The following is a 16,615-nucleotide window of genomic DNA, read 5'->3' as shown; positions in this document are numbered from 1 at the left end:
TCACTCCAGCCATATACTTTCGATGGCTACTCCCTGCTTTTGCTGCCGTTCATTGTCAGGAATGCCAGGCCCGATAGATAGTTGTAAGGTTTCGATGGCTGTGATGGTAAAAGGACTGTTTTGCCCACTTTGGAAATAATAAGGCAGGAAGCCGGGATAAGGACGCGGTAAACTCACCAGCTTTACCGGTTGTAAGTGGGCCAATGGTATCGTATAATCTCCCGTTTGCGGCTGCAGTGTCACCAATCCACCCCAGGCAATACCATTTGTGGTAACCAATGCTACCTGCACAATACAGGCTTTATTATTCAACGCCCTTCCACGTATCACCACCTGCTTTTTATCATGGAGTGCCCCTCTCCTGCCCACTATATTCTTATTGAAACAATACCGCATGGAATAGTCGGGATCAGAGGCCACCAGTTGCTCAACGTTTACGATCATTTCCGACCTTCCCGGTGCACCGGTTGGCAGCACCATGCCACTGCGCATCCATTGGCGCGACATCCATTCGGCATCTGTATGGGCATTGAACAGGTACAGGGGCACCGTATCGGTTACTACGGACAACTGGTAGGCATAGGTATCATAAAAATCCCAGTCACGCGGATAAGTGGAGGAACCACCAGGCCAGGTGGTCCAGGAACCATTTTTCTTCACCGCCATATAATATTTCAGGGTACCCGGCCGCACCAGCCTGCCCGGAATGGTAGCGGTATAAGTATATCCCTGTTGTTTTTGCAGGGGAATGACTTCAGGCCGGAAGCCCGATAGTACATGCAGTTCCACGGTATCCGGCACTGCCGGCGCTGCAATGATAACCTGTATAAGATGGTCCTTACCTGCTATTACTTCCCTGACCGGCTGATGCAGCACATACGTTTTCTTTATGGTTGAAGGCGGGGCCACAAACTCTTTTAAGAGGATATTCTTCCAGCGATCCGTGCTTTTAAATGAATGTTGTATTCCCTGCTGTGTAAGCAGGTAAGTGCCTGGTGTAACGGAGAAAGTATGATTGCTGGCTGTTCCTTGCGTCGTATTGCCATCATTGATACCTGTAATGGTAAAATCGCTGCCCAGGCCGGGCAACTTTACCTGCATGGGCCAGTTGCGCCAATGGATAACCGCGACTGTCTTCTTCAGGCTATTGCGGCCAAAGGGATCATCTACCCAAATCGCATCGGGCATTACTTCCAGTCGCCATACGCCTTTTGCCAGCCGGTCCAGGAAATAAGCACCCGTACCCTCATATTGTACCAGCGGTGAACTGCCCGCTCCTGCTATCTCTTCCAGGCTGTCCGGCGCCACCGGAAGCGTATTGGTATTGTTGGTATACAGGAAAGCAGCAGGTGCATTCATTTCGGCCAGGTCTTTCTCATAACTCACCTTAAAGGCATCAAAACGTGTATTGGCCGGATACGTTCCAAAATGCTTATACATGGGAATGGTATGAAAGACTTTTGAAGCCAGTTTCAAACTCAAGGCCTTTTGCGGTGCATAGGCCAGGTTCATGTAATGCGTATTGTATTCTGTGTTGGCCCCCGCCATATAGGTGGGATCGTACGAGAAATGAGTGGCCCATTGAATACCCGCTTCGCGGAAGCTACGCGCCATAGCGGGATAGATATAAGAGCGGCCTACATCTGCCGCATCAAATTCATAGACAACCTTAGCAATTTTCTTAAACGCAGGATCACCGGCAAAGGGTATACTATACTTTTCAACGTTGGGCAGCAGGTTGCCCTCCAGCTCCCGGCGAAATCCCAGGCCCGTAGGATACCATTGAAAGGTACCGCCTTCAATACCGGCTTTGAAATAGGCACCGGCAAAATGGATGCTGTGACTGATGTTATAGAATACCGGCTTCTTACATCCTGACTTCCTGATGGCCGCTATCATTCGTTTAATAAAGAGCGTAACGGAATCGGCCGGCCCTCCATGGTGTGGTTCATTGCTGATCTCGAAAGCTATTATATCCGGATCATCTTTGTAAGCAATGCCGCTATAGCTGTTTACATGGTTCATAAACTGGTACAGGTAATTCTCCTGTGCTTTGATGGCATCAGGATGGGTAAGGCAGGTACCTTTGCCATATTTACGGGCAAAGCCCGGCGTTGGTTCATCTGGTTCAGGATAGCCATTACCCCAGTAGGCAATGGGCGTGAGCAGGAATTTCATGCGCCGCTCTTTCATTTTCATCAGCAGGTAATCCATCAGCTTCAGGTGTTCATTCTCGAGCAGGTTGCCCAGGGTATCGCTGATCTCAGTATCCCATACATGCACCCGGTAAGCATCCAGCCCCAGCCGGGCAAAATGATACACATCTTCATCAATCGCTTGCTCCGGGGAAATGTTCAGTTGCTTTGCCGCCCGGTAAGCATGGGCAAAAGGCACGGTGTAATTAATGCCAAAGCCCTGCACCTCCACATGGTTACCCTGCCAGCGCATAATGCCGTTCTTATCTACGTATACCTGATCAGTTACTGGTTTGGTGCGCTGTGCAGGCAATGACAGGGCCTGTAACAGCCATAGGGCGGTTACTAAAATGCCGGATATTTTTTTCATACCCTGAATGCTTGATTATGTCAGGTTGAGCCTGTCGAAACCACCCTTCGACAGGCTCAGGGTGACATTGATTATTGATGGCTTTGTATAGTAAGAGTAGCTTTCTGTAATCCATTGGCACTGGCCTCTACTGTTATATCTCCTGCAGCAGTGCCTGCCTGCAGGATCAACTGGCATTTACCATTGAACAGGCGCCGCTGCCACTGGCCGGTAAGATATTTATCCGGTTCATGACTGCTGGGATCACCATTGCCCACGCCAATGATAGCCCCATTGCCTTGCACAGCAAACTGAATAAGGTGGCCAGCATTGGGCACTTCGCGCCCCTTCTTATCCTTTACTGTTACGTTGATCACCGTAGCATCTTTCCCGTCAGCGGTAAGCGTAGTTTGGTCAGGTGTTAATACCACCTGCCAGGCATCATCGGTGGTTTCCACCTGCGTTTGTATTTTCTTTCCGTTCCGGTAACCAATGGCCTTTACAATACCCGGCTTGTACAATACTTTCCATTGCAGGTGCCGGTTAGGCTGCATTTCTTTTTTACCCAGGCTTTTCCCGTTCAGGAACAGCTCTACCTGCTGCGCATTACTGTTCACCCATACGTCAATGGTATCGCCTGCGCCACCTTTCTGTGAGGGAGTCCTACCGGACCAATTCCAATGCGGAGAGATGTGCAATACGTCCTTATCGGCCCACCAGGACTGATAGTAGTAATAGATGTTCTTGGGAAAGCCGCACATATCCATGATGCCAAAGTGAGAGTTGATATTGGGCCACTGGTAGGGCGTAGGCTCACCGCGATAATCAAACCCTGTCCACACAAAGCCCCCCATCCAAAAGGGGCGTTCTGCAGCCTGCGACCACCAGGTCTCGGCCCTATCGGCCCACCAGGGGAAGGTGATGTCCTGGTCCGGCACATAACAATTAATGGAATCTTTTACATAAATACCGCGGGTGGTAACGGTGCTGCCCATTTCTGTTCCGATAATGGGCTGGTGCGGATGATCGCGGTGATAGGGGTCCACACCGGGTACGCGGTAATTAAAACCGCGTATAGGGATCACTTCATTCACGCCGGTAAATACATTGGCAACATCAGCCGCATAGGTGCTGGTGCGGGTAGGGTCAAGTTCCTGTTGCTTAGCCAGCATCGATTGTGCAATACGGCGACCAATGGAGTTGGTATGTATCCATCCTTCTTCATTACCGATAGACCACATAAAGATGGAAGGATGATTGCGGTCGCGCAACAACATCCGCTCAAACTGATTCATGTATTCATGACCACTGTTGAGCTGGCGGGTTTCATCCATGACCAGCATGCCCAGACTGTCGCAAGCATCCAGCAATTCCGGTGTGGGTGGGTTATGGCTGGCGCGATAAGCATTAACACCCATTTCCTTCAGGAGGCGGATGCGGTAGTATTGCAGGTAATCGGGCAATGCACTGCCTACGCCTGCATGGTCCTGGTGGCAGTTCACGCCTTTTACTTTTACGTTTTTACCATTCACGTACAGGCCGCTGTCCTTATCAAATGTAATGGTGCGTATGCCAAAGCGGGTGGTCACCCGGTCAAGCTCTTTACCACCTGATTTAACCACAGTTACCAGCCTGTAGAGATACGGTGTTTCCACCGACCAGAGAACAGGGTTGTTAAGCAGCAGGGACTGCTGAATAACAGCCGATCCATTCACTGGCAGGGAGAAAGACTGCTCAGGAGATTGTATTAACAGGCGCCCTTCGCGGTCTGTAATATAGTTGTACACGGTTCCATCTGTAGCTGAATAATTCCGGTTACTTACTTTTATGGCAGCAGCTACCGCAGCATTACTGCCCTGTTCTTTCGTATGTACAAATATCCCATCTTCCGGAATGTGGAGGTTGTTGTATTGCTGGAGCCATGCATGACGATAAATACCGGCGCCCTCATAGAACCATCCTTCATACTGGGAAGCATCGGCACGTACCACCACGATATTGGGGCGATTGAAATATACATAATCAGTGATGTCATACGACATGCCAATATATCCGCTGAAGTTATTACCAAGATAGATACCATTGACCCACACGCGGCTGTCGCGGAATACGCCGTCAAACTGCAATACAAAGCGCTGTCCGGAATCGGTCCTGTTGAGCGTAAACTTTTTACGGTACCAGCCAATGCTGTTCTGCGGGTATAACCCGCCTACCGGCTTATAACCGTGCGACATGACATGCGCATTGAGCGAGTTTTCAAAAGGCAGCTCCACTACCCAATCATGCGGCAACTGTAAGGAACGCCAGTTGCTGTCATTGAACCGCGCGTCCATGGGTGTTTGCCAGGTATTGCCTGATTTATGCAGGGAGTTGGCAGTTGTATAATTAAAATCCTTCAGCGTATCAGCAGCATGCCCCAGGTGAAACTTCCAGTCATTATCAAAGTTGATCTTCTTACGGGTTGATTGGGCCAGTACAGGCAGGCTGCCTGTCAGCAGGCAACAGGCGGCCAGGAAACAAGTCAATCGTTTATTGTACATAATAGAAGGCCCTTTTGCGGGCTGGCTTTAAAGATATTTCTTTTACCGTGGGCATCTGTCCTGCCCCTACATCTTATTAATTATACCCCGGTGTTTGCTGCAGCTTTCCATTGCTTACATCAATGACATATTGAGGCACGGGGAATAGTTCACCGGGACCGGGTGTTTTGCCGGCGGCCGTTAAGGCCGATTGCCATTTACCATGCCGTATCAGGTCCATCTTGCGCACACCTTCAAAATACAGGTCCCATCCCCTTTCCCGGAGGATAGCATCATTGAATGCCTGTTTGGAAGCAATGTCCGCAGCCGCCAGGTTGCCCATACCACCATGCTTGCTGCGCACTTCGTTCACAAAGCCTATTGCTTCTGCAGTGGGTCCGTTGTTCTGGTTGATGGCTTCGGCCAGCATCAGCAGTACATCGGCATAGCGCAATACAGGAATATCATTGCCTTGCATTTCGGGGCCATCGTTATCCGGATACTTACGCAGCACAGGCCCGCGCATATTGGTACGGTCTTTTGTCTGGCCCGATTTGGTCACATAGGTTGGTATCAGCAATTGTCTTCTTTTATCCAGCGGATCAAAGGAATCATAAAAAGCCCAGGTAGGCGTAAACACCCCAACGCCTGGTCCCCAGCCACCATTCATTTTGATGCCCTTCATATTGTCGGGATATGAATAGAAGGCCCAGGCATTGAAGCTGCCCTGGAAATTACCACCGGTAGAGGTGGGATCTACGCTCACCGCCCAGATGGTTTCATTGTTCTTTTCTGTAGCAGCCGTAAACAGGCTGGCATAATCTGTTACCAGGCTATACCCCAACGGCAATAGCTCTCGCCCTGCTTGCTCTGCTTTCTGCCAGCTCTTTTCATTCAGGTATAAACGCAATAAAATGCCCAGCGCCAGGCCCTGGTTGAATCGTCCATACTCCGCAGGCGCTTTCACCAGGTTATCAGCCGCATAACGCAGGTCCTGTTCTATAGAAGCAACAAAAGCCTCCCGCGAAAGCCGGGTAAGGTCGCCCTCTGCTGCTGTATTAATTTTAGCAGGATCAAGTATCACCGGCAGCGAACCATACAGGTGCAACAGGTAGAACATGGTCCAGCCACGCCCCATGCGTACTTCCGCCATCAATTGTTTTTTCTTGGCTTCAGGGATGTCTGCCTTTTCCAGGTCGGCCAGTATCTGCGTCATGCGCGTTACATAACGCACTTTCTCAAAATGGCTTTGCTTGCCCTGACTTCTCAGGAAGGTAAAATCCGTTTTGCTGAATCCTTCCCAGAAACCACCCCATTCAGAGAAGACACTGAAGATGTCGGAAGGCAGGTCGAACATTACCAGGTGGCCATATTCATAGCTGAAGAACATATTCTGGTATTCCACATCGGGGTAGCCCCATTTGGCGCCAAAGGGTTTATAGGTAGCCAGTGCATACAATTCATATTCCGCTTCCGTTTTGGGAAAGTTGGAAGACGACAGTACACCGGTAATCACCGGATCGAAGTTCTTTTTGCATCCGCCAAGGAGGAAAGCGAAAGCAAACAATATGGTGCAGAGCTGTTTCATAATGATTGATTGAGGCAGTTAAAAATTTGCTTTGATACCCAGGGAGAAAGTACGCGCCATGGGATAAGGCGCAGGCCCTCCTTTGATGGAAGAGGCCTGTACTTCCGGATCAGCGCCTTCATAGCTGGTAATGAGGAAAGCATTTTGCACATCGGCAAACACCCGCAGGTTCCTGACAATCTTTGTGACACCGGGCTGCGTGAAAGTATAGCCCAGGGTAATGTTGCGGCAGCGCAGGAAATCCCTTTTAACAAGGCGTGTATCAGTGCCTGCATCCAGGCCCAGTGATGTTTCATTGTAGGCTGCACCGGGCAGTGTACCACTGGTATTGCTGGTGCTCCAGGCCTGCTTAATGCGCACGGTACCGCTTTGGGTATTGGACAGCAGGTTAACCGGATCGCCCCAGATGGTCGTATAATCAAATCCATACGCGCCGAACTGGCCATAGAAGAAAACGCCCAGGTCGAAATTCTTATACCGGAAATTGTTGCCGAAACCAATAATGGCGGCAGGTGTACCCCGGTAACTGATCACATCTTTATAATTAAGTTCCTTGTCACCATTCTGGTCTACAAAACGGGGTGATCCTGCTTTCCTGGCATTGACAGGTTGCCAGGCCGAAGGTGTCTCATCCATCTGTATAATGCCATTGGTCTGGTATACAAAAATGAGGTCCAGCGGATCGGTAACCGTACCATATTGTGGCGGTGGTTCATTGGCAAAACGTTCTACCCAGCGATTGCGGTAATTGGTAAAGTTGGCCATGGTAGTCCAGGCAAAATCTTTTGTTTGGACATTGGTAGTGTTGATAGAAAATTCAAACCCGGTACGGCGCTGACGGCCGCCATTCACCGGTGTCCGGGGCACAATGGACAATTGTGGCGTGGTAGCATTGCTCAACAACCTGGTCTTATCTTCTGTGAACCAGTCAACGCTACCGGATAGACGATCGCCCAGGATGCTGAAATCAACACCGGCATCAAAGGTTTTGGTTACCGGCCATTGCAAAGTGGGGTTATCAAAGGCCGACAGGATGTAAGGAATGTATACGGTAGTGCCATTATTAAAGGTTACTGCTGCTGCGTCGGCACTGTAACGGCCATAAGCGGTAATGCCTGGCCTGTCGCCGGTAGTACCATAGCTGGCGCGCAGCTTCAGCAGGTTCAAGGCTTTTATGTTGGACAGGAATGATTCATTGGAAATTTTCCAGGCAATGGAAGCAGAGGGGAAGTCCTGGTATTTCTTCTCGGGGAAGAACTTATCAGCGCCATCACGCCGGTAGGTAAATGCCAGTACATACTTATCAAAAAAGTCGAACGTAGTACGCGTGAAGAAAGAGCGGTATTTATCGGCTCCACGGTAGGAGTCAACTGTTTTGGGGCCGGTAGCCTGTAACAGGTCATCTGTATTAATGGCATCAAGGATATCCAACGCCTCCACGCTAAAGCCGGCATAGTCATCCATATACTGACCTACACCAGCCACCGCATCCAGCCGCAGGAAATTACCAAACCCTTTTTTGAAAGCAAGGGTAGCTTCCATGGTTTGATTCTGCCGGCGGTCTTCGGCCAGTGAAGCACGCGCCCGGTAGATCTGTCCCCAGAATACTGTAGCCGGTATATAAAACTCCCGCACGGCATAATCACTGTTATTGCCATACAGCAATTTCCCGGTAAGCATATTGGGAATAATGTTGAAGTCCATGGATATATTGGACAGTACGCCCTGGTATTTTGTTTTGTCTTTGATATCCAGTAAGGATACCGGATTGCCGATAAAGGCAAACTGGGTGTATTTACCATCCCCATCTTTTACCGGCAGGTAGGCCGGGTAAGCCAGTGCAGCCTGCAGGGCATTGAAACCCTGGGTACCCGAGCCACCGGTTTGCCAGCCGGCCTGCGGGTTGGAATAAGCATTCCTGTTGGCATTGATGGAAGCTGTGAGTTTGATGAACTTATTAAGATCAAACGTAAGGTTCATGCGGCCTGAGTATCTCCTGAGATCAGAGCCCTGTAAAGTACCTACCTGGTTGAAGTAACTGCCCGACAGGTAGTACAACACTTTATCTGAGCCACCGTGTATGCTGAGTACATGATTATCCACCGAGCCTGTACGTAATACCTGGCCCAGCCAGTCGGTACCTACGCCTGCTTCCTGTACCTGCTGGTCGGTGAACTTCGGTGTATAACCACCCAGGTTGGGCACCACTGTTCCGAAAGGCGTCATATTCCGGTCGGACAGGTATTTATCTTTATTCAACTGGTTGTAATACGACATGTAGTCGCGGGCATTCAATGGCTCCAGGTAAGGCATGTTCTTAATAACAGAACGGCTGGCATCATAACTGATGTTCATGCGCCCTGCCTTCCCTTTTTTGGTAGTGATCAACATTACACCATTGCCTGCTGCCACGCCATAAATGGCGGCGCTGGCATCTTTTAATATTTCGACAGACTCAATATCATTGGGATTAAGACCTGCCAGTCCGCCACGGTTTACGCCCTGTATCTCCACAGAACCATTGTCGGGATCAAGGGCAGTAGCAGGATATACGACCCCATCTACCACCAGCAAAGGCGTGGATTTACCACGGATAGACATAGAGATATTACCTCCGGGCTGAGCGCTTTGCTGCGTTACCTGTAAACCGGCAGCGCGGCCAAACAACAATTCAGGAATACTGTTATTGGCGGCTGTGGGGATCTTTTTGGGATCCACTTTCGCAATAGCGGTAGTAAGGTTTTTCCGGGAAGTAGTTCCATAACCGATGACTACAATGTTTTCCATGGCAGTAGCCAGGTCCTCCATCTTTACCACCAGGGATACTTTCGCATCCGGCTTCATGTTATAACCGGATAAGGTCTGACTTTCATAGCCTACAATAGAAAAGGTGAAGGTATAGGGCCCGCCTGCCGGTAGTTTGGAAAACTCAAATACGCCACTGGCATCTGTTTGTGTGCCGGCAGAGAAATCGTTTTTACTGTTTTTGGCAATGACCGATACGCCTTCCAGCGCATCGCCCTTGGCCGTTTTTACAATGCCACGCACGCCGGTGGTCTTGTCATCCTGCGCAATCGTTGTAAGGGGTATACAGGCTATCAACAGCCATACGCGTAACAGGCAGGCTGTAGTTTTGGTTAAAAAGCGCCTTTTCATATCGCAAGTTTTAGGTTTTATACAAAGTATATCCGGCCGGCGCCTTAGGCACCGGTGCAGTCATCAGCATGCTTTTTTCAATGTGTACTTAGTGTCTCTGTTTAGTAAGCGTATACGTATTTCCTTCTTTCGTCAATGTCAGCTTATTCAGTAGCGCTATATCCCGCATAATGGTTTCCAGTGAATCTGTTTTCTCAAAGCGCCCGATGAAATACATATCCTTGAGGGCATCTTTGGCATAATTGATCTGCACACCATACAATTCTTCCAGTTGCTGGAATACCTGGTCCAGCGGTTGGTTGCTGAACATATACCAATTGGGCACCATCGCTTTGCCGGGCGCTTTTGCCAATTTGCTGTCGGCCGCTTTCACCGTTACCAGCATGGTTGTTTTATTATACACCAGCACATGACCGGGTTTCAGGTAAACCGGTTCTTTCATCCTGCGCCCCAGGCTGTCTGCCGGTTTTATCACCACCTTGCCGGTATGCAGGCGCACACTGATGACAGGCTCCTGTTCAATGGCCTGGATGGTAAAGGAGGTGCCCAGGGCCGTAGTGGTAATGCCGTCACTATTTACCATAAAAGGTGTGGTGCTGTCCTTAGCTACTGAAAAATATGCCTGCCCTTCGAGGTACACCATACGGCGACCGCTCTTTACAAAAGGTTCATAAAACTTCAGCACACTGCCCGGCTCAAGGGTGACCATAGAACCATCCTGCAGCGTCATTGACAAAGGCTTACTGGTCGTATTCATCCGCCGTTGCAGGGTATAGGAAATTTCTGTAACAGCAGCCGTTTGCTCCGAAGCTGTAGCTTGTTCGGCTTTGCGTGAAGTATTCATATACAGCCAGCCCAATCCAATGACCAACACCACTACTGCCGCCACTGCCACCCGTTTGATCGTCCGTACAACAGCCCGTTTGCGGTACGTAGCCCGTTGTATTGTATGCAGCATCTTTTCAGAACGTGCCGGCTGTAATTTGCCAGTATAGGTAAAATGTTCCCAGTCCTGGCCTGCCAGGTATTTATCCCATTCAGCCGGATGCTCCCGGAAGTAATGTGCTATCCATTCCCTTTCTTCCGCGCTGCATTCGCCTTTGAAGAACCGTTCCATTAATTCATCCGTCATTTGCATCCTTGCAGGTTATGGTAATAATAAATACGTTTGAAAAAGAGGTATCCCCTAAGCGCCGGGAAAATATTATTTAAAGATCAGGACCAGCAGGAAAGTGATCAGGTGGCGCAACTGTTTCAGGGCATGGGCGATATGGTTTTCTACTGTTTTGACCGACAGGGATAATTCAGCAGCGATCTCCCGGTAAGACATTCCCCGGAGGCGGCTCATTTCGAATACTTTGCGGCGGGCAAGTGGCATACGGCGTATGGCGCCCTGCACACGCTGCGCCAGTTCTGCGGCATCCAATTGTGCCGACAGATCATTTGCTACCAGGGATTCACTTCTGTAACCCGCCTTACCGGCCAGGCGGTCCGCATGGTGTTGTTTACGAAGCAGGTCGATCAGGGTAGTATTGGCAATGCGGAAGAGCTGCGGCGATAGCTCCAGCGACTCATTGAGCGTGGCCCGGTATTGCCATAATTTGATAAAAGTGAGCTGAACGGTTTCTTCTGCCAGCCAGGATGAGTTGGTCTTGTGCAGCACGTAGAAATACAATTTTTCATGGTACTCATGAAATACCTGTTCAAAGATGAAGGTATCACCTTGTTGTATGGCAGCAATTGTATTCACAATTACCCTAAAATTAGAAAAATACTTTCACATCTATTCCATTCCCGGAGGAACCCTGCTTATTAACCAGCAACCATAATTTCTTTTGTGCCGCATCAAAATAATAACCATTGGCATCCACGCCTCCTTTCTCGTTACGGCTTTGCAACTCCTTCCCGTTCAGGGTCACTTTTGCCGGCCCTTGATCCATGTGTACTGCAATAGCATAGCTGCCCACCTTTGAATCAAAATTGCCAGTCGTAGCGGCAATGGAGAGTTTTATTTCCTTATCTGTTGTGGCTACCTGCATTTTCGTGAGGGCCTGCTTACCTTGCTGGTAGTCCAGGCTTTTTCCATCATCTTCATACAATTCAAAGCGGCCATTACCGGGATACACATCGAGGGTAAGCTGCTGCACTTCCTGCTCACCCACATAATTCATAACAGGCTGGTAAGGAATGATACTACCTGCTTTTACAAATAGCGGTATCATGTCGAGCGGCGTCACCACATGAATATATTGCTTGCCGGTGTACTTTTTACCGGTCCAGTAATCGAACCAGTTGCCTTCGGGCAGGTATACTGATCTCGTTTGCGCGCCTTTGGTGGTGACGGGGCATACCATTATGTTTTCGCCCAGTAAATACTGGTCGCCGATCTCATATACATTCCTGTCATCCTGGTAATGCAGTACCAGCGCCCGCATGAGTGGCATACCGGTTTTGTATTGCGCCCAGGCATTACTGTATAAATAAGGCAGCAGGCTGTAGCGCAGGGAATCGTACTTTTTGAAATTGCGCAATCCATCCGGGCCATAATTCCAGGGCTCTTTATAGCCAGGATGGTCCATCCCAAATACCGTAGCTACCGGGCTCAGCATCCCAAACTGGCACCAGCGTACATATAATTCCGGATCGGCATTGTGTTCAAAACCACCCATACAATGCGCCCAGTATCCCACACCCGACACACCGATATTCAATCCCGCCTTGATCACCGCGGGGAAATACTGCCACTCACTGGGCCAGTCGCCGGCAAAGATGTAAGGATAACGTTGTATACCGGCATAACCTTCACGGGTCTGGTTCAGCCCGCGAATACCATTGTACTGCTGGAATTTTTCAAAGGGTGCTTTGGCATAAGCTATGGGAAATACATTGTGCAGGCGCTGCGCGTTTTTACCGGTAGGTCCTACTTTATCGCTTTCATTCGCCAGTGCACCGAAGGCGCTGCCTTCATCTGTTTTCAGAAACTTAGCACCGATGGATGCTACCCGCATTACCCCATGCTGCCACCACCAGTTCACCGCATTGGAATCAAAGAAGTTCACAAACTCACCGGGATAATTGCCTTCCTTATAAGTATATCCCAATTGCTGGGCTGTATCCAGCAACCGTATACAGTTGCCATTATCAAAACGGGGGCGCAGGTGCAGGCCGGCCATCTGGTAGCCCATGGCATAGAGACTGTCGAACATGCCTTTGGGATTGCTGAAGGTTTCGCGCCATTCAAAAGAAGTAGCGCCTTTGCCGCCGTTCTTTCCAAAGATGCGCCAGGTAGAATCCAGCCATAGCAGGTCTACCGGTATGCCCATAGCCCGCAGCTTACGGGCCAGCTCAATCACATAGCGGTCGGAGGTCATTTGCTCATAACTCCAGGTACCACCGGAATAGGTGCCCACATGCAGTCCCAAAGCAAATTTGGGCAGCAGGGGCGAGCGACCGGTAAGCGCTGTGTATTGCTCCAGCAGTGCCGGGAACTGAGGGCCATAGATAAAATAATAATCCAGCTCACCACCCTGCGCCGCAAACCGGTATTCATCATCACGGGTGGCGCCCATATCCCAGGAAGTAGCGAATGAGTTATGGAAGAAGATAGCATAGCCCTGGGTGCTCATGAAAAAAGGAATGGGCGAATAGTTGGCCTCAAGAACATTGTAAGCGCCCACGGCATGGGGCAAGCCTTTACCACGGCCTACATTGAGCGTAACTTTTTTACTGCGGCGGTTCAGGAAATCCATTCGCTCACCAAAACCAAAGAACTGCTCATCGGGCAGGCATTGTTTGGTACAGCTTACGGTATCGCCACCGGTATACATGCCGCCCTTGTTTGCCGTCACTTTTTCTGACGACAACAGTTTACCACCAGCCGTATAGATGTCGATACGTGCCGGCGTTTTATACAACCTTACCTGCAATTGTGCCGTAGTAAACAAGAAACATTCCGGCATGGTTTTCACCTGCACGTTCACGGCCGGCCATTGGTATTGCACCACCATCCAGGGTTCATTGGCCTCCAGGTTCCTTGTCCAGCTACTCCTGATACGCACCATACCCGGTGTACAAAACTCCAGTTGCAGATCAGCCTGTGTGGCGGAGAAAAGGAAGGTATTATTTTTCCGGGTAAAGCTGCCTTTGATGTTGCCAACGCCGGTACCGGCAAAAGAAGAGAGTACGATCAAGGGAGTGGCCAGTAATAGCAAAATTCTGTTATACATGCAATCGTCACTTTAATGAGTAATCCTTGTTCCTGATTTGCAATGTAAAAGAAGAAGGGGGCACAACCATCCTGTAGCTACAGGATAGTTAAGCGAACAGAAGCAGTAATTTACCTCCCTTGTTGTTATCATTGTATGTTTCACCACTTACTTGCCTGCATGAAACGATCACTCCTGTCGCCCTTCCGCATTTACCACGCCTGTACGGCCCTATTATCTACCTGTTGCCTCCTGGCTGGCAGCACGCTGACGGCACAACAGGTCACCTTACAGGAACAAGGTAATATAGTTACCCTGTCCAATGAGCTGATCACGGTGGGCTTTCATAAAACCAATGCCGACCTGCTTTCCATCCGGGATAAAAAGGGGAATGACCTGCTGGGCAGGAAGGGACGGGCTTATTTACTGGGTCCCGGTTTTTCCATGTCGCCTGCGCAATACAAAGTGGTCAGGCAAAGCAATGAGCTGATTGAATTGTCCTTCTTTCATGAGGCGGAGAATCATTTTCAGTACGACCTGCATTATGTGCTGCGCAACGGTGTAAGCGGTGTTTATTGCTTCCTGGTACAATCGCACCGGGCAGGTGATTCTGCCGGCAGCTATGGACAAACACGATGGGGCGTGCGGAGCGATGAAAGCCTGTATGATTATCACCTGGTGCGCGACAGTATACAGGGACCTATGCCGAAGATGTCGGAGCTGACCAATGAAATACAGGACTGGACTTACCGCCTGGCCGATAGTTCTGTGTACACCAAGTATGATTATGCCGATTATATTGAAGGCCGTCATGTGCATGGAATGGCAGGGCGGCAATCGGGCAGGGGTATGTTCGTGATACAGGCCAGCCATGAGTATTTGAATGGCGGTCCTTCCAAACAATACCAGAATGTGCATTCCACGCCTTACCTGATCTGCATGTTCAACTGCAACCATTTTATATCAGATATCAGTAAGTCCGATGATCTTATCACCGGGGAATGGAGCAAACTGAATGGGCCCTTCCTGTTGTATGTAAACCAGGGAAGCAATGTGAACGCTATCTGGAAAGATGCCCAACAACAGGCTGCCAAAGAGATCAATCAATGGCCTTATGCCTGGATGCAGCATGCCCGGTATCCTCTAGCAAGAGGCGCTGTACAGGGAAAGCTCCTGGTGGATAATCAACCTGCTGCAGCCGGTACACATATTATTCTCGCAGCGCCGGGGTACGACTGGCAGGCACAAAGCCAGGGTTATATTTTCGCTACGCGCACAGCAGCAGACGGTAGCTTCACCCTGCAACAGGTGCGGCCCGGTAATTATACCCTCTATGCGTATGGCAGCAATCAAACCGGAGAGTTCAATAAAGCCAATGTGGTAGTGAACGCCGGTAATACCACGGCATTGGGTACCCTTACCTGGCCTATAGAAAGAACAGGCACTACTTTATTTCAACTGGGTGAAGCAGACCGCCGGACAACCGGTTTTGCCCTGGCCGGTCATGCAAGGAATTATGGCGTATTTAAACAGGTGCCTGAAAACCTCGACTTCACAATTGGCAAGAGCCGGGAGAACAAGGACTGGTATTATGCACAAACAAAGAACGGAAAGTGGAATATCCACTTTGATACCGATAAAACCTATACCGGCAATGCCGTATTGACCATTGCCCTGGCAGGCGCTGCCCGCAATCCTTTGTTCACGGTGTATGTGAATGATCAACCTGTACAGGAGTTTAACCGGCTGGGCAATGATGCCAGTGTTTACCGGTCGGCCATTGCGGGTGGCTATTACCAGGAGCTTTCGGTCAGGTTCCCCGCCAGTCTGTTGAAGAAAGGCGCTAATACGATTTCCTTTGTACTGAAAGCCAAACCCGGCGCCGGCGTTATGTATGATGCGGTGAAGCTGGAAGCTGCGGAGGATATGACTGCTGTTATGCAGGTACAACCCATTGCTTTTAACAAGAAGACCCTGCTCTTCAGTGATGATTTCAGCAAAGGGCTGGATACGGCAATATGGAAATCAGAGATCGCTGCACAGCCCAATTCTTCGGTATATGTGAAAGATGGCCAACTGATACTGGATACCAAAGGAGGCGTTACCACCTGGCTGAAAAAGATACTATCCGGCAATATCTTAATAGAATATAAGCGTCGTGTAATAGCAGAGAGCGGTGTTAATGACCGTGTGTCGGACCTTAACCAATTCTGGATGGCCACTGATCCCCGCAATCCGCATTTGTTTACACGCAATGGTGTGTTTGAAGCGTATGATTCCCTGCAATTGTATTATGTGGGCATGGGTGGCAATACCAACTCAACTACCCGCTTCCGCAAATACCATGGTAATGGGCAAAAACCTTTATTGCAGGAATACCTGGATAAAACCCATTTGCTGCAGCCCAACAAAACTTATACGGTACAAACCGTCGTGTATAATGGCGCCACGCAATTCATCGTAGATGGTATTCCTTACTTTACCTGGAAAGACAGCAGTCCTTTAACCAGCGGTTATTTTGGCTTCCGTTCTACCTGGTCGAGGCAGGCGATTGATGAGGTGAAGGTCTACAGCATTGAATGATCTAAGGGAGTCACCCTGAC

General features: G+C 49.6%; 8 protein-coding genes. 1 reads left to right on the top strand and 7 read right to left on the bottom strand.

The annotated features are described in order from the left end of the window. From HB364_RS09375 to HB364_RS09345, 7 genes are all read right to left on the bottom strand, one after another. Nucleotides 1–2,565 carry a glycoside hydrolase family 5 protein gene (locus tag HB364_RS09375; protein ID WP_167287623.1) on the bottom strand — a complete coding sequence of 855 codons (2,565 nt, stop codon included), beginning with the start codon at nt 2,563–2,565 and terminating at the stop codon, nt 1–3. Between the two features lie 71 nt (nt 2,566–2,636). After that, nucleotides 2,637–5,084, bottom strand: a complete 2,448-nt coding sequence (gene galA, locus HB364_RS09370; protein ID WP_167287622.1) for a beta-galactosidase GalA — start codon at nt 5,082–5,084, stop codon at nt 2,637–2,639. Between the two features lie 76 nt (nt 5,085–5,160). Beyond that, complete coding sequence (locus HB364_RS09365; protein ID WP_167287621.1) at nt 5,161–6,651, bottom strand: RagB/SusD family nutrient uptake outer membrane protein; 1,491 nt, start codon at nt 6,649–6,651, stop codon at nt 5,161–5,163. A gap of 18 nt (nt 6,652–6,669) precedes the next feature. Next, nucleotides 6,670–9,807, bottom strand: a complete 3,138-nt coding sequence (locus HB364_RS09360) for a SusC/RagA family TonB-linked outer membrane protein (protein WP_167287620.1) — start codon at nt 9,805–9,807, stop codon at nt 6,670–6,672. Nucleotides 9,808–9,895: 88 nt separating this feature from the next. Further along, complete coding sequence (locus tag HB364_RS09355) at nt 9,896–10,939, bottom strand: FecR family protein (RefSeq protein WP_167287619.1); 1,044 nt, start codon at nt 10,937–10,939, stop codon at nt 9,896–9,898. 72 nt (nt 10,940–11,011) lie between these two features. After that, complete coding sequence (locus tag HB364_RS09350; protein WP_167287618.1) at nt 11,012–11,557, bottom strand: sigma-70 family RNA polymerase sigma factor; 546 nt, start codon at nt 11,555–11,557, stop codon at nt 11,012–11,014. 13 nt (nt 11,558–11,570) lie between these two features. Further along, nucleotides 11,571–14,033 (bottom strand): glycoside hydrolase family 31 protein, encoded by a 2,463-nt coding sequence (locus HB364_RS09345; RefSeq protein ID WP_167287617.1) that lies wholly within the window; start codon nt 14,031–14,033, stop codon nt 11,571–11,573. Between the two features lie 159 nt (nt 14,034–14,192). On the opposite strand from HB364_RS09345, the gene HB364_RS09340 reads away from it, so the two are divergent. Next, nucleotides 14,193–16,595: a DUF6250 domain-containing protein gene (locus tag HB364_RS09340; protein ID WP_167287616.1), complete on the top strand. Its 2,403-nt coding sequence runs from the start codon at nt 14,193–14,195 to the stop codon at nt 16,593–16,595. Nucleotides 16,596–16,615: the final 20 nt, after the last annotated feature.

The organism is Paraflavitalea devenefica, from assembly GCF_011759375.1.
Lineage (GTDB): Bacteria > Bacteroidota > Bacteroidia > Chitinophagales > Chitinophagaceae > Paraflavitalea > Paraflavitalea devenefica.
Note: the sequence above shows the minus strand (reverse complement) of the source record. Positions and strands in the feature narration are given on the sequence as shown.

Excerpts from the sequence above, each read along its gene's own strand:
- galA (WP_167287622.1), bottom strand. The coding sequence starts at position 5,084 with ATGTACAATAAACGATTGACTTGTTTCCTGGCCGCCTGTTGCCTGCTG.
- HB364_RS09340 (WP_167287616.1), top strand. The coding sequence starts at position 14,193 with ATGAAACGATCACTCCTGTCGCCCTTCCGCATTTACCACGCCTGTACG.
- HB364_RS09355 (WP_167287619.1), bottom strand. The coding sequence starts at position 10,939 with ATGACGGATGAATTAATGGAACGGTTCTTCAAAGGCGAATGCAGCGCG.
- HB364_RS09365 (WP_167287621.1), bottom strand. The coding sequence starts at position 6,651 with ATGAAACAGCTCTGCACCATATTGTTTGCTTTCGCTTTCCTCCTTGGC.
- HB364_RS09360 (WP_167287620.1), bottom strand. The coding sequence starts at position 9,807 with ATGAAAAGGCGCTTTTTAACCAAAACTACAGCCTGCCTGTTACGCGTA.
- HB364_RS09375 (WP_167287623.1), bottom strand. The coding sequence starts at position 2,565 with ATGAAAAAAATATCCGGCATTTTAGTAACCGCCCTATGGCTGTTACAG.
- HB364_RS09345 (WP_167287617.1), bottom strand. The coding sequence starts at position 14,033 with ATGTATAACAGAATTTTGCTATTACTGGCCACTCCCTTGATCGTACTC.